Source organism: Candidatus Neptunochlamydia sp. REUL1, from assembly GCF_963457595.1.
Lineage (GTDB): Bacteria > Chlamydiota > Chlamydiia > Chlamydiales > Simkaniaceae > Neptunichlamydia.
Genome location: NZ_OY735137.1, coordinates 1657983 through 1672806 on the forward strand (window position 1 = coordinate 1657983; position 14824 = coordinate 1672806).

General features: G+C 43.0%; 15 protein-coding genes. 11 read left to right on the top strand and 4 right to left on the bottom strand.

Features of this window, described 5'->3' with window-relative positions; all coding sequences use genetic code 11:
* Window positions 1-99 precede the first annotated feature (99 nt).
* From R2I63_RS08920 to fumC, 9 genes are read left to right on the top strand one after another with little or no spacing between them, the layout of a single operon-like run.
* A complete protein-coding gene (locus tag R2I63_RS08920; RefSeq protein ID WP_316356938.1) occupies window positions 100-927 on the top strand; it encodes a hypothetical protein in 828 nt (275 codons plus the stop codon).
* A 47-nt stretch (window positions 928-974) separates the two neighbouring features.
* The gene (locus tag R2I63_RS08925; protein WP_316356939.1) at window positions 975-1607 is read left to right on the top strand and encodes a V-type ATP synthase subunit E; all 633 of its coding nucleotides are present in this window, start codon (window positions 975-977) and stop codon (window positions 1605-1607) included.
* Window positions 1600-2379: a DUF2764 family protein gene (locus tag R2I63_RS08930; protein WP_316356941.1), complete on the top strand. Its 780-nt coding sequence runs from the start codon at window positions 1600-1602 to the stop codon at window positions 2377-2379. Before R2I63_RS08925 ends, R2I63_RS08930 begins: the two co-directional genes overlap by 8 nt.
* The gene (locus R2I63_RS08935; RefSeq protein ID WP_316356943.1) at window positions 2376-4139 is read left to right on the top strand and encodes a V-type ATP synthase subunit A; all 1764 of its coding nucleotides are present in this window, start codon (window positions 2376-2378) and stop codon (window positions 4137-4139) included. The genes R2I63_RS08930 and R2I63_RS08935 overlap by 4 nt, the downstream gene beginning before the upstream one ends.
* Window positions 4136-5434, top strand: coding sequence for a V-type ATP synthase subunit B (locus tag R2I63_RS08940; protein WP_316356946.1), 1299 nt, complete (start codon window positions 4136-4138; stop codon window positions 5432-5434). Before R2I63_RS08935 ends, R2I63_RS08940 begins: the two co-directional genes overlap by 4 nt.
* Before the next feature lie 6 nt (window positions 5435-5440).
* Window positions 5441-6064 (top strand): V-type ATP synthase subunit D, encoded by a 624-nt coding sequence (locus R2I63_RS08945; RefSeq protein WP_316356949.1) that lies wholly within the window; start codon window positions 5441-5443, stop codon window positions 6062-6064.
* Complete coding sequence (locus R2I63_RS08950) at window positions 6061-7989, top strand: V-type ATP synthase subunit I (RefSeq protein WP_316356951.1); 1929 nt, start codon at window positions 6061-6063, stop codon at window positions 7987-7989. Before R2I63_RS08945 ends, R2I63_RS08950 begins: the two co-directional genes overlap by 4 nt.
* Window positions 7990-7992: 3 nt before the next feature.
* Window positions 7993-8415 (top strand): ATP synthase subunit C, encoded by a 423-nt coding sequence (locus R2I63_RS08955; RefSeq protein ID WP_316356953.1) that lies wholly within the window; start codon window positions 7993-7995, stop codon window positions 8413-8415.
* A gap of 16 nt (window positions 8416-8431) precedes the next feature.
* Window positions 8432-9820 carry a class II fumarate hydratase gene (gene fumC, locus R2I63_RS08960; RefSeq protein WP_316356956.1) on the top strand — a complete coding sequence of 463 codons (1389 nt, stop codon included), beginning with the start codon at window positions 8432-8434 and terminating at the stop codon, window positions 9818-9820.
* Between the two features lie 32 nt (window positions 9821-9852).
* On the opposite strand, the gene R2I63_RS08965 is transcribed toward fumC, so the two are convergent.
* Window positions 9853-10212, bottom strand: a complete 360-nt coding sequence (locus tag R2I63_RS08965) for a hypothetical protein (RefSeq protein WP_316356958.1) — start codon at window positions 10210-10212, stop codon at window positions 9853-9855.
* Between the two features lie 88 nt (window positions 10213-10300).
* Complete coding sequence (locus tag R2I63_RS08970; protein WP_316356960.1) at window positions 10301-10810, bottom strand: NUDIX hydrolase; 510 nt, start codon at window positions 10808-10810, stop codon at window positions 10301-10303.
* 116 nt (window positions 10811-10926) lie between these two features.
* Here R2I63_RS08970 and R2I63_RS08975 point away from each other — a divergent pair, with 116 nt between their 5' ends.
* A complete protein-coding gene (locus R2I63_RS08975) occupies window positions 10927-11262 on the top strand; it encodes a hypothetical protein (protein WP_316356962.1) in 336 nt (111 codons plus the stop codon).
* A gap of 364 nt (window positions 11263-11626) precedes the next feature.
* On the opposite strand, the gene R2I63_RS08980 is transcribed toward R2I63_RS08975, so the two are convergent.
* A complete protein-coding gene (locus R2I63_RS08980) occupies window positions 11627-11980 on the bottom strand; it encodes a hypothetical protein (RefSeq protein WP_316356964.1) in 354 nt (117 codons plus the stop codon).
* Window positions 11981-12025: 45 nt separating this feature from the next.
* On the bottom strand, window positions 12026-13027 hold the full coding sequence (locus R2I63_RS08985; RefSeq protein ID WP_316356966.1) for a 3-deoxy-7-phosphoheptulonate synthase: 1002 nt from the start codon (window positions 13025-13027) through the stop codon (window positions 12026-12028).
* A gap of 226 nt (window positions 13028-13253) precedes the next feature.
* Here R2I63_RS08985 and R2I63_RS08990 point away from each other — a divergent pair, with 226 nt between their 5' ends.
* Entirely contained in the window at window positions 13254-14654 is a 1401-nt protein-coding gene (locus R2I63_RS08990; protein ID WP_316356969.1) for an alanine/glycine:cation symporter family protein, read from the top strand.
* Window positions 14655-14824 lie beyond the last annotated feature (170 nt).

Consider the following 14824-nt stretch of genomic DNA (forward strand, 5'->3'; position numbering starts at 1 on the left):
TATTATTAAGATTACCAATATTGCCGAAAATATTCTTTATCGCCAAGAGTTTTTTTATCCTTTTAAAAATCCTCCATAAATCATACCATCCTCTCCGTTATGACACCTAAAGATCTATGTTTGAGAGAACCCACAGGATTTAGTGGCTATCCTGTTTTGGAAAGCTACGTAAGTCCATACCATTTGTATAAGCATGTTGTTGCAACTTCTGTGCAATTTCTGCGCCGTATGGAGTGGTTTTGGACTGCGAATGTGGTTGGAGCCCTTCTCTGGGAGCCTCGTGAAGCTATTGAAGCTGGGAATGCACTCTCTATTGGGAAAGAGGCGGAATTTCATCGTTGTGGTATGAACCCAACATTGCTCAAAGGATGGCAAAGGGATAGAATACCTATTCTTGCTCTCCATGGAAAAAATGGAAATCAGGGAATGTTCCTAAAGATGGGAAAATATTTTGAAAGGCATAGGATCGGTCCTCTTTTTACTGTCAACCTCTGCGCAGGAGAGCTCACAGAGAAAAACCGAGAAATTATCGATCGGAAAATTGCTGAAATTCAAAGTCTATACGGATATGGCGTTAAGGTTGACTTATTGGGGTATTCCTTGGGAGCAGAGGAAGCTCTCTATTCAGCACTTCCTAGTGGCTCGTATAAAATCCACGAGGGCTATTGCTACCAAACTCAGGCCTGGAGCGAATGGCGCCCTGAAGTTAACAGAGTGATACGGATTGGTTCAATGACTTTAAAAAGTGAGTGGAATCACTTATCCGATTCGATGAAAGAGGTGCTTTGGGAGATTCGTGGGCTTGACGACATTCATATGCCAGAGCCTTCTTTTGCAAGTAATGGAGTGGAAATTGACGGTGTTGGTCATGTTGGATTGGTGTCTTCTCCTTCTGTCTTTAGTGTCTTAAAAACCCTTATGTCTTGAAAATTTAATCTTTTTTGTCTATGTTCTCCATATGCAACGTGAGGTACATGATGAAATCTGTCGATACTGGTAAAGAAAAAGTCAAAAAGATCTGCGAAGTTCTGCGAAAGGAAACCATCGACCCTGCCAAGAAAGAAGGGGACCAAATTATTGCCAAAGCGCGAGATGAAAGTGAAAAGATTGTGACCAATGCAAAGCAAGAGGCAACACGCCTTCTCGATGATGCAAAAAAGAAAATTGAAGAAGAGCGCAATGTTTTCCAAGCGTCTATCAACCTTGCATGCAAAAAGAGCATTGATACTCTAAAGCAAGAGATAGAGAAAAACCTGTTTAATCCACAGCTTAGGGATTTTGTAGGTGAGAGAATGAAGGATCCAAAGGTTGTTGCTGAACTCATCACAGCTATCATCAAAGGGATTGATAAAGAGGGTATTAATGGAGATCTTCGAGCTATTGTTTCCAAGGCAGTAAATGCGGAAGCGGTGAATAAAGAGCTTTCTAAAGGTATTGTGGAACAACTTGAGTCAAAGAGTGTTGAAATAGGGGAGATAGAAGGAGGAGCTCAAGTCAAAATTGTTAACCAAAATCTTACAATCGATATGTCTGATGATGCTTTGAAAAGCCTCTTGGCAAGCTTTGTTAGGGATGACTTCCGTTCGGTAATCTTTGCATATGGGTAAGTATTTCTTTTTAGGAAGCGTTCTTCCTCCTCTCAAAGTAGGAAATAAGCCTGGGATTATTTTTGAAGATTTGATGACTCTTTTTAGGGACAACATGGGCGCTGATGATCTTGAAAAGGCTAAAGCAATTTTGACCTATATCGATATCAAAAATGTCCAGTCTCTGCTTAAGAAAGAGGCTATTGATCATAGAGGAAATCTAAATGAGAAGGAACTCGACGAAGCGATTGTAAATCAATCGGGACTTCCCCAGTATGTTTTTGAACACCTGGAAGAGACTGAATCAGTTCAGGAGCAGCTGCGCCACTTTTCAAAGGTACTTATCGCTTACTTTAAAGAGATGGAAAAAAAATACCGGGGTTTCCTGAAAGGTTATTTTCGCTTCGAACATGAGTGGAGAGTTCTTCTTGCAGGGTATCGAGCAAAGAAATTGGGACTAGAACCAGGAATAGAGCTACAGCATGAGGACTTTCATGACCCCCTTGTTGCTCAAGTATTAGCTCAAAAAGATGCACCCTTTTTCGAGTTTCCTTTTGAATACGCTGATCTCGGGGAGAAACTAAAAGATGCGCATGGAAAACCAAAAATGCAGTATGATGTCATGGCAAACTATCGGTTTAGCCGAGTTGGTGACGAGGTGCAAGATGCTCCTTTTTCTGCAGATTACCTCTTGAGCTACTTGGTGCAGTTAATAATTGTTGAAGGTGCATATGCCTTGAATGAAAAGCAAGGGAACCAAATGTTAAGTGAAATTGTGAAAGGATCGATATGAGTAATGCAACTGGAAAAGTCGTGAAGGCCTTTGGAAACCTTCTTCACGTAAGATTTGAAGGAAATGTGCGGCAGGGGGAGATCGCAATGGTCGAAATTGGTGAGATCTCCGTAAAAGGAGAGGTCATCGAAATTGCTGGCGATGTTGCAAAGCTCCAAGTCTTTGAAGATATTTTAGGAATAGAACTGGATTCTGAGGTGACTTTTACAGGGCATCTCCTTGAAGCAGAGCTTGGACCTGGGTTAATCAGCGCAATTTTTGATGGCTTACAAAGTCCATTGGAACGTGTTGCAGACGCTTCAGGACTTTTCTTGCAAAGAGGCGTTTATCTTCCATCACTTGATCGGCAAAAGCACTGGGATTATCAGCCGGTTGCTAAAATTGGTGATGTTCTCGAACGGGGAGACACTGTTGGTACAACAATGGAAGGTCGCTTCCACCATCTTATTATGCTTCCTTTTGCGATGAGGGGAAAATATACGGTTTCATGGGCTGTTGATGCGGGGTCTTACACAGTTGATGAGGTTGTTGCGAAGGTAAAGGATGAACAAGGGAAAGAACATGAGCTGACCATGGTACAGCGTTGGCCGGTAAAAATGCCTCTCATCCAGGGAAAGAAAATCAAAGCCACTAAAATGATGGATACTGGTGAGAGGGTTATTGATACTCAGTTTCCCATCCTAAAGGGGGGTACTTTCTGCACTCCAGGCCCTTTTGGAGCGGGGAAAACAGTACTTCAACACCACTTATCGAAATATTCTTCGGTTGATATTGTTATTATTACAGCTTGTGGAGAAAGAGCGGGAGAGGTTGTTGAAGTTCTCAAGACGTTTCCCCACCTAACAGATCCGCATACGAATGAATCGCTCATGAGCCGGACAACGATTATTTGTAATACTTCCTCGATGCCAGTAGCAGCACGGGAAGCTTCGGTTTATATGGGAGCAACGCTTGCTGAATATTATAGGCAGATGGGGCTTGACGTTCTTCTTCTTGCTGACTCGACCTCTCGATGGGCGCAAGCGATGCGAGAAATGTCCGGGCGTTTAGAGGAAATTCCGGGTGAAGAAGCTTTTCCTGCTTATTTGGGTTCACGAATTGCTGCTTTTTATGAGCGATCAGGTGTGATCAAATTGAAGAATGGAAAAGATGGGTCATTGACGATTGCTGGAACGGTCTCTCCTGCAGGAGGAAATTTTGAAGAACCCGTGACGCAGGCAACACTTGCTGTAGTAGGGGCCTTTTTAGGGCTTTCGCGAGTTCGTTCAGATGCCAGACGTTATCCAGCTATTGATCCTCTTATCTCATGGTCAAAGTATATCGAAGATGTGAGTGTGGATCTTGAGAATAAAGTTGTAGAGTGGGATAAAAAAAATCAAACCGCCTTCCAATTTATTAAGGATGGAGATGAAATTGGAAAACGGATGGAAGTTGTTGGAGAGGAAGGGATCACAATTGACGATCTTGTGGTTTACCTAAAGGGAGAGCTGTATGATTTCTCGTACCTGCAGCAAAATGCTTTCGATAAGGAGGATGCTTACTGTCCTCTTGATCGACAGATTGTTCTTTTTGAACTTATTCAGCGTGTTTTTCATGCAAGCTTTAACTTTAATGGACATGATGAAGCACGAAACTTCTTCTTAACCCTCCAAAGTGACATAAAAAATATGAACTTTATGCCTTTTGAATCTGATGGATATCAAAAGGCTCATGACTCGATTATGCATCGCATCGAAACTGCTACAGGGAATAATGTATGAACAAGATCTACGATAGAATTATCGATATCCGAGGAAACTTGATCACCGTCATCGCTAGAGGTGTAAAGATGGGAGAGCTTGGGACAATCCATCGAAAATCTGGTGACACAACCCTTGCTTCAGTCTTGAGCATTGACGGAGAAAAAGTCACTCTGCAGGCATTTGAGAATCCGCGGGGAGTTTCGACTGGAGACCGTGTAAGCTTTTTAGGGCATGCAATGCAGGCGACAGCAGGGGAATCTCTTATGGGACGCCGCCTAAATGGAAGTGGTGAACCGATTGACGATGGCCCCGAAGTTATTGGAAAGAAGGTTCCAGTAAATCAACCCTCATTTAATCCTGTGAAGCGGATTGTTCCTCATCAAATGGTGAATACAAATATTCCGATGATTGACGTTTTCAATTGTCTTGTAAAATCTCAAAAAATCCCGATCTTTTCGATTGCTGGTGAGCCCTATAATCAGCTACTCATGCGGATTGCAAATCAAACCGATGCAGATATTGTTATTATTGGGGGGATGGGACTTAGGTACGATGATTACCAAGCCTTTATTGATAACGCAGAAAAATCAGGATCAATGGAGAAAACAGTGATGTTTATTCACAAAGCAACCGATCCAGCTGTTGAATGTTTGCTCGTTCCAGATATGGCTCTTGCTTGTGCTGAGCAGTTTGCTATAAAAGATAAGAACGTTCTTGTCCTTTTGACAGACATGACTGCCTTTGCAGACTCGATTAAAGAGATCATGATTACAATGGACCAAGTTCCCTCAAACCGCGGATACCCAGGCTCTTTGTATTCAGACTTGGCCTCGCGCTATGAAAAGGCAGTTGATATTGATGGCAGTGGATCTATTACACTGATTTCTGTGACAACGATGCCTGGCGGAGATGTGACGCATCCTATTCCTGATAACACCGGATACATTACAGAGGGGCAATTCTACCTCCATGAAGGAAGGATTGACCCTTTTGGATCTCTTTCCCGTCTTAAACAACAGGTGATTGGAAGTGTAACTCGAGAAGACCATGGAGATATTGCTAACGCTCAGATCCGGCTCTACGCAGAATCGAAAAAGGCGCGTGAGCGCCAGAGCATGGGATTCCGTCTCTCTCGTTGGGATGAAAAATTGCTTGAGTATTCTTTTCTTTTTGAGGATAGGATGATGGATCTAGAGGTAAATATCCCGATTGAAGACGCTCTTAATTTAGGGTGGGAAACCCTTGCGGAATGTTTCGACCCACATGAGGTGGGTATTAAGCAAGATATGATCAACAAATATTGGCCCAAGTAGGAACGCATGGCTCAAATCAAGCTGACCAAAATGGAGCTGAGAGATCAGCAGTATAAGCTTAAGCAGCTCCAAAAATACCTCCCAACGCTTCAATTAAAGAAAGCGATGCTCCAGACAGAGGTGAATCAAGCCATTTATGAAATTGAAGGTCTTACTCGAGAATTTTTTGATCAAAGAGGAACGTGTGAAGCATTTCAGTCTTTGCTTAGCGATCCTAATTCTGATCTTTTATATGGAGCCTCTCATGTAGACGAAGTTGAAAAGCGGTATGAGAACATTGCGGGGGCTGAAATCCCCTTCTTTGAAAAGGTGATTTTTAAACCTCATGACTACTCACTTTTCGAATCACCTCTATGGGTCGACTCTGCAATGGAACAAGTTAAACTACTTGTTGTTGCTAGAGAGAAAATCGAAGTGGTGAAAGAAAAGAAAAAAATTCTAGAGAAAGAGCTTCGTGAAGTTTCGATTCGGGTGAATCTTTTTGAAAAAATACTGATTCCCCGCACTCAAGCCAATATTAAAAAGATCAAAGTCTTTTTAGGAGATCAAGAGCTTGCTTCGGTTGCTCAAGCAAAAGTAGCTAAGGGTAAGATTGAAAAAAGAAAAGAAGAAGAGGAGGCCTTAGTTTGACGATCATCAAGGTAAAAAAATATCTCTTTATTGGTGTCAAAGAAGACATTGATACTTTTTTTACAAGAGCCCAAGAGAAAGGTTTTGTTGAGTTTTTATCTACAAAGGTGCAAAGAGCCCTTGACTATCCTGAAAATGTTCAAAAGCTTATGACAGCCTTAGCGGTTCTGCGCAAGCAACCTGTGTTAAAAATGGCTGAGCTTACAAAGGATCTCGATGCTCAGAAACTTGCTCATAGTGTTGTGGAGAATGCCCAATGGATCGAGAAGCTAGAAGAGGAAAAGCGGCTCCTAGCCTCTGAAATTTCAAGGATTAAACCTTTGGGGGACTTTTCCCTCGAAGAAATTCGAGACATTGAAAAAGATACAAGGCGCCTGGTTCAATTTTTCTGCGTAAAAAAAGCGAAGCTTAAAACACTTGAGCTTGATGAGGTCATGGTTCCTATTGGCTCGGAATATGACATGGAATATTTCATGACAATAAGTCATCAAGTGGAGAGCTTTCAGGGAATGATCGAAATGCATTTTGAAAAATCCCTCTCCCAACTTGAAAACGAACTTGAGATTGCGAATCTCAAGATGGAGCAGTGTGTTAAGGAGCTTAAAGAAGATGCGGCGTATATTGATTTTTTGAAGGATCATCTGACCCATGCCTTGAACCATTATCACCTGGTAAGAGCTTCTGATGACGTTACCACCCATATAAACGATCATCTATTTGCGATTGAAGGGTGGATTCCAGAGAACCGTTTGCACGGTCTTTTTCCATTGCTAGAGGGCTTGGGAATCCACGCTGAAGAAGTAGCCATTGAAGAGGGAGAGAAAATTCCCACTTATATGGAAAACAAAAGTTACGGAAAAGTTGGTGAGGATCTCGTTCATATTTTTGATACTCCCGCAACGAGCGATAAAGATCCTTCGAGTTGGGTGTTTTGGGGCTTTGCTGTTTTCTTTGCGATGATTATCTCTGATGCGGGGTACGGAGCGCTCTTCTTAGCTTTGGCACTCTTCCTTCGCATGAAGTTCAAGCACATAAACCCGACAGGCAAGCGTTCCCTGCGTCTTCTTACAGTTCTTTCATCCTTCTGCATTGGTTGGGGCGTTCTAACAGGGTCGTACTTTGGTCTCGAGCTTTCACCAACAAGTCCACTAAACAAAGTCTCAGTTATTAACTATATGGCCAAGAAAAAGGCTGATTATCACATTGCTATGAGAGACGAAATCTGGAAAGAGACTGTCCAAAAATTCCCAGATCTCGAGTACATTTATGATGGAACGGAGTTTTTACAAGCAGCAAAAGTGAAAAAAGACGGGTTCACCAAGTATATTATTTTAGATGAGTTCAAAGATAGTATTTTTATGGAGATTTCTCTCCTTGTTGGAGTAATTCACATCAGTCTTTCTTTGCTACGCCATGCGAGGCGCCATTGGGCTGGACTTGGCTGGATCTTCGCTTCTGTTGGAGGATATATGTTCTTTCCAAAAATTTTGAGTGCAACTTCAATCATTCACTTCATGGGTATTATCCCAAGAGTAGAAGCTTTTGAAGTAGGGCAGCAGCTCTTTTGGGGGGGGATTGCCCTGGCTCTTGTTTTGGCATTCATTCAGAACAAATGGGCAGGGCTTATTGAGCTTAGTAAACCCATTGAGCTTTTTGCAGATATATTATCCTATCTCCGTCTCTATGCCCTGGGGCTAGCTGCAATGATATTGGCTGGAACATTCAATGATATGGGGATGCGCCTCGGCTTTGCTGCAGGGTTCTTCGTCATCTTGATGGGCCATATTGTCAATATTGCAGTTAGTATTATGGGAGGAACAATTCACGGTCTTCGCCTCAATTTTATCGAATGGTATCACCATTCCTTTGAGGGAGGCGGAAGACTTTTTAACCCACTAAAATTATTGAAATCTAGAGGAGAATAACTTATGAACTTTTCAATGATAGGTCCAGCTATCGTTCTTGGCCTTGCCTGTTTAGGGAGTGCTATTGGATGTGGAATTGCTGGGATGGCATCCCATGGGGTCATGGCTCGTGTTGATGAAAATCACGGTAAATTTATCGGTATGTCGGCCATTCCTTCATCACAAGCGATTTATGGATTCGTCCTTATGCTCCTTATGAAAAATGCTATTGTAGCAAACACCTTGACAGCATGGAATGGAATTGGAATTGGGACTTCTATTGGCTTAGCAATTATGCTTTCTGCGATTTATCAAGGGATGTGTGCAGCGACAGGAATTCAAGCCTCAGCTAAGCAGCCTGCTGTTTATGGTAAGTGTTTAGCGGCTCTTGGAATTGTAGAATCTTTCTCGCTTTTTGCATTCGTATTTGCATTATTATTGATTTAAGCAGTATACAGCGAGAATGAGGAAAGAAAAAGACTCGCTGGGGACCATTGAGGTCCCTGAGGGTAAGTATTGGGGTGCTCAAACTGAGCGTTCCCGCCAGAACTTCCCCGTAGGGGGGGAGAAGATTCCCATCGAAGTGGTGCATGGACAGGCCGTTGTCAAAAAGGCTTCTGCAATTGTTAACAATGAGATGGGACTCCTTCCTGAAGACAAATGCAATATGATCAAGGATGCTGTTGATGCGATCTTGAGGGGTGAGCTTGACGAGCATTTTCCGTTGGTTGTATGGCAAACGGGGTCTGGCACCCAGACTAACATGAATGTCAATGAGGTGGTCAGTAATTATGCCATCAAAAAAGCAGGGGGGGTCATGGGATCTAAACAGCCCATTCACCCTAACGATGATGTCAATAAATCCCAGTCTTCCAATGACACCTTTCCGACAGCAGCCCATATCGCAGCGATCCTCAAAACAAAAAATCTTCTTCTTCCAAACCTTCAAATCTTTTTGAATGGACTGAGGGAAAAAGCTGAAGCCTTCAAAGGTATTGTGAAAATCGGGCGCACACATCTGATGGATGCTGTTCCCTTAACGCTTGGCCAAGAGTTTTCAGGCTATGCAGCGATGATTGAATATGGAATCCGCTCTATCGAGAATGCTATCCCCCATCTTTCAGAAATTGCTCTTGGAGGAACAGCTGTAGGAACAGGACTTAATACCCCAAAGGGGTTTCCTGAAAGAGTTGCTGAGGTGATTTCTGAGCTCACAGGAGTTACATTCACAACAGCTCCAAATAAGTTTGAAGCAATTGGAGCTGATGATGGAATGGTAGAGATGAGTGGAGCTCTCCGAATGCTTGCCGGCTCTCTTCTCAAGATTACCAATGATATTCGTTGGATGGCATCTGGTCCAAGGTCTGGGATTGGAGAACTTATCATCCCCAGTAATGAACCCGGTTCTTCTATTATGCCAGGGAAAGTTAATCCTACTCAATGCGAGTCTCTGTCTCAGATCTGTATCCAGGTAATGGGAAATGATATGGCAGTTGGAATGGCTGGATCTCAGGGAAATTTCGAACTTAACGTCTATCGCCCTGTGATGATCTATAACCTTCTTCAATCAATGCAACTTCTTGGAGACAGCACGAAGAACTTTTATGATCGTTGCTTGAAGGGAACAGAGGCTAACCTGGACCAAATTGATATCCTTGTTAAGCGCTCTCTTATGCTTGTTACTGCTCTTAATCCTGTGATTGGGTATGACAAGGCGGCTGAGATTGCAAAAAAAGCCCACGAGGAAGGAAAGACCCTTCGCGAAGTGGCGTTAGAACTGGGGTATTTGTCGGCTGAAAAGTTTGATGAAGTGGTGGACCCCAAAAAGATGACATGTCCACTAGAAAGTTAGGTCCGCTATAGGCGGACCTAACGAGAAAAGAATTACTTCTTTTGCGAAATATCGTAAGCAAGTCTTAGTAGCTCGGCAAGATCAACTTTGACGTAGAAACGTCCGTCTCTAAATGCTTGAACCATTGAAACTCCTGTTCCAGTGATATAAGCCGTAGCTAGAATACAAAGAAAAGCGTCTCGTTCGGTAACTGCAGATGCAGCAAGCATTGTTCCAGATCCTGCAACGACACTAGCTGTCATTTTATCCATTTCAAAAAACTTCCTACCAACCCCTGCAGTGGCAATTGCTGCGACACCTAGAACGAGCAGTGTAGCCTTGATGTTATCTTGCTGTAAAAGCGGGTTTGGGTTTGATATTCTACTGGTGAATAATACATCTTGTAAGGCCATTTTTTTTCTCCTATTTCCCCATTTGGGCGGTTAATTTTGCAATAGTATACCCAGTAAAGAGATTATTAGTCTCGTTTAAAAAAATAATTTAATCGTTGATGTGAAGTCCTAGGCGAGCTAGGATGAACCGTGAGACAAGAATAGGATGCAAAAAAAAGTGTTTCAACAGGTTAAGATAGGTAACGCTGTGGATCTTTTTTTTGAGTATTGGGGCATCTTTTTGGCAGGCATCGGAGATCCAGTCAGGATATGGGGGAGGAAGAGGGGGAATCTCCTCCAACGGAAAAAAGGAAACCCCTTGAGTTTCCGCTGTGAGTATGGGAGATCCTGAAGTGATGTGACACTCAAAGAAGTGGGTAAAGCAGGCTAAGCGGTTGAGGGGCGTATACTCGGCGATCTTTCTAACAAGAGAAACAGTGTATCCTGTTTCTTCTTCCAGCTCTCGAAGGACGGCCTGTTCAGGTGTTTCATTGGCGTCAATACCCCCTCCTGGAAGGGCCCAGACAGGAACATCTCTCCGTTTGATCAGAAGAATTTCTCCTCGATCAGGCGAAAAGACAATTCCATTCACACTTTCTTCTTGATAGCTTTTTGACATATAAGATAAATTCTACAAGTGTTATGCGCCTGAGTCAATGTTTGATTTTTCTTTTTCTACTCTGTTTTAGCTGCGAGAAGTATTATCTTTCAGTGAAGCATGAGGCTATGGACCGCATGAAGCTTGCAAGTACTTTTGTAGGAAGTCCTGATCCTCTTCAGAAAAATCCACCAAAAGGGCAGGAGCTCATTTTAGAGTGGCGTCTCCCCGAGGAGGCTCTTCAAGAAGAACTTGTTCTGGTCCTTAGTGTGATCTATAAAAACCATACCGAAGAAAAAATCTGTTATCCGATCGATCGTCGTCGAGGTGTAATCACCTATTCTGTTCTTGGCAGTGATTACAAAGAAACCGATGGTTTTTTGACCTACAAAGCCGAGATTCTCAACAAGAATGACAGTGTTATCAAACAGTGGAAGCAGCAGCTTTGGACAGATCTAATCGTGATTGATTAGGGCCCTTAATCGTACGTCTGGCGTTGATTGCAGAAGGTTTCTTTGATGAAAAAAGAAAATATTAGTGCAATGGCAATATATACAGGGAGGCGGATAAGAGAGACTTGAAAATCCCATGTGGTATATTCAGAGGAACCGTGAAGCTTTGTCCTAACTCAAGGAAGACCGCAATGAGAGATTGGCTGATAGTTGCAAAGAGTGCATAAAAGGTATTGACGACAGCAACTGCTGTTGCTGTCACCTGGGGAACATTGTGTTCATGGACAAGTGTGTAGCCAATATTAATATTTGATGCTGCGAATCCTAAAACAAAAAAGCAAATCGATGTGATGGTTTTGTATGCAGTTTTAACAAAGGGAATGGACTAAATACTTTCAAATGCAAGTAGAGGACCGATTATGAGGCCCACTGCAATTCCTATCACCCAAACATGGGAAGAATTGAAAACTTGTCGGATATTTTTCCAAAATTCCTTTTTGTCGGTAATCGTCGAGTGAAGAAAAAACCTTGAACCTGGGGCATCTTGAACAACAAAGAAAAAGATACAGGCAAAAATAAGCCTAGCGAGACCAAAGGTCATTATAGCACCATGCCATTGCAATATTTTCTCAAGTTGATTGAAGCCTGCTTTAAATATAAGGACGGCGGGAGAGCCTATGGCGATAAATAACCCAAGCAGATAGGAAAAATGCTTGGGTTGAAACCAGTTATTAATCATTTTTCATTGCTCATAACTGCCCTTGTATCGGAAGGAGTTTTTTTGTCAGCGAATAAGATGATGGGTAGGGAGAGATTGGTAAGCCCAGAGAATGAGCTCCTCTGTTGTTTTCCAATCAAGACAGGGATCTGTGATCGAAAGGGCGTTGCCCCCTTGAAGATGGCTTTCGAGCATCATCCCCATAATAAGATGGTTTCCTTCTCCAATCTGCTCCAACATTGAGCAGAAGGCAAGTTGTTGCTTTTTTGGGTCTTTTTGAGAGTTTCCGTGGGCACAATCGATCATAAGGCGGGAGTTGAGTCCATAGAGGCGTTGTTTGTGGATTGCTTCTGAAATTGCTAGGTGGTCATAGTTAGGGGCATTTTGAGAGCCTCTCAAAACAAGGTGAGTATGAGGGTTTCCTGAAGTTTTTAGAGAACAAATTTGTCCTTTAGCATTAATTCCTACGGAGGCTTGTGGGTGGCGCGCTGCAAGGGCTCCGCATATTGCATTATCAAGATTGCCATCGGTTTCATTTTTAAAGCCCATTGGCATGGGAAGGTGAGACGCCATTTGACGATGGATCTGAGAAGTAGAGGTTCGAGCCCCAATCACCCCCCATGTCACCAAATCTTCATTATAGGGGGTTAAGGCGGGATCGAGAAATTCTGTAGCGATGGGGATCTCCATCTCAGTGAGCTTCAAAAGAAGTTCTCGGGATGCAAAAAGTCCTTTTTCTATTTCATAGCTTCCATCAAGAAGAGGGTCATAAAGGAAGCCTTTCCATCCAAACTGCGTCCGGGGTTTTTCTAAGAAGACCCGCATAATGAGAAAAATGCGTTCATTTACTTTATTTGAAAGCTCTTTAAATCGGGTGGCGTATTCGATTGCGATATCGACATCGTGTATCGAGCAAGGACCCGCAATGACAATCAGACGATCGTCCTCCCCACTAATGATATGTTCCGCAGTGCGACGAAGCTCAGATACACTCCTTTTTCCCTTTGTATCCAAAGGAAGGCTTGAATGAATGGTTTCAGGAGTTGGAAGGGGTGTTAAAAATGACATTATTCTTTCCTAGTAAACTTCAAGGCTAGCATAATATAAATATTATGGATAGCATTCGTCGAAAACTTTTGTTTCTTTTAGGAGGGGTTGCGCTCCTCTTCTTTTTTGCTATCGGGAGTCTATGGTTGAATAGAGAAATGAAAGGGGGAATCGTTATCGGTGGAAAAGAAAGGAGAAACCGTATATAATGTTGCTGAGACTTTTTTAAGAATATACCGATAATTCCATGGAAAAATTGCAACGTATTATTGATATCCTCAATGACTGGATTTGGGGTCCCCCTCTATTAGTTCTGCTAGTTCTTGCAGGGATCTATTTGACGATTCGCACTCGAGCTCTTCAGTTTCGTTATCTTATTTATGCCCATAAGCTGGCATTTAGTCGCCACGATGACGATGCACAAGGTGATATTAGTCATTTTCAAGCTCTGATGACGGCCTTAGCAGCCACCATTGGCATTGGTAGCATTACAGGTGTCGCTACAGCGATTGCAATTGGCGGAATGGGGGCACTTGTCTGGATGTGGGGAGCTGCTCTTTTTGGAATGGCTACCAAATATGGGGAAGCCATTCTTGCGATTAAATATCGGGAGACCGATGAGTTGGGTGAAATGTGTGGTGGACCCATGTATTACATCCGGAAAGGGATGAAATGGAAGTGGCTTGCAGCAGTATTTGCCATTCTTGGCGCTATTACAGCGATAGGAACAGGGAATATGGTTCAGGCAAACTCCGTTTCGCTAGCCCTTCAGGACCTGTTTGATCTCAGCCCAATTTGGTCAGGCCTTGGCCTTATGGTTCTCGTTGGGGCTGCGTTGATTGGGGGAATTAAAAGTATCGGGAAAGTTGCAGGAATCCTAGTTCCTGCGATGGCAGCCTTTTATATTCTTGGAGGGATCATCATTATTATTCTGAAGATTGAAGCGATTCCTTCAGCGTTTGGTCTAATTTTTCGATCGGCATTCCAAGGTCAGGCAGCGGTAGGAGGTTTTGCTGGTGCGACAGTCATGATGGCAATACAAATAGGGATTTCCCGTGGAGTCTTCTCAAGTGAAGCAGGTCTGGGAAGTTCTCCAATTGCCGCAGCGGCAGCAAAAACAGATACTCCCGGAAGACAAGCGCTTGTTTCTATGTGTAGTGTTTTTATCACAACGGGGATCGTCTGTACGATTACCGGTCTTGTTATTGCTGTTTCAGGTGTTCTTGGCGAGATAGGTCCTGATGGAAAGATGCTTGATGGTTCTGCGATGGCTCTGAGAGCTTTTGATAGTATCATTCCCTACGGGGGGCTTATCGTCACTATTGCTCTGATTCCCTTTGCTTACTCCACAATACTTGGGTGGGCATATTATGGGGAAAAATGTCTTGAGTATCTTTTTGGGTATCGAGTGACAAAGCTATACCGCGTTATTTATACCTTAGTTGTTGTTCCAGGCGCCATTCTTGGTCTGAAACTCATTTGGGGGTTTGCAAATATGATGAACGGTCTTATGGCATTTCCTAACTTGATTGCCCTCTTTGTTTTGGCTGGGGTCATTGCTAAGGAAACACGCTTCTTTGAACATTTACTAAAAAAAGAAAGGCAAGAACGTGCCCTCAAAAAGAAGCAGCGTCGTCTTAATAACTAGCTCACTTACCCTTCGCCCTCTCGTTAACGGTGATTAGAAAGAGTTAATGAGAATCTTTTCTGATCCTGTTGCTAGGGCGTGTCCCTAAACTTCCTTTCCAGGATTTGGCCCACCTTTCCCCATCTGTATTTGTGTTCGACCTCAACAACTTTACCAAGTTGCTATCAATC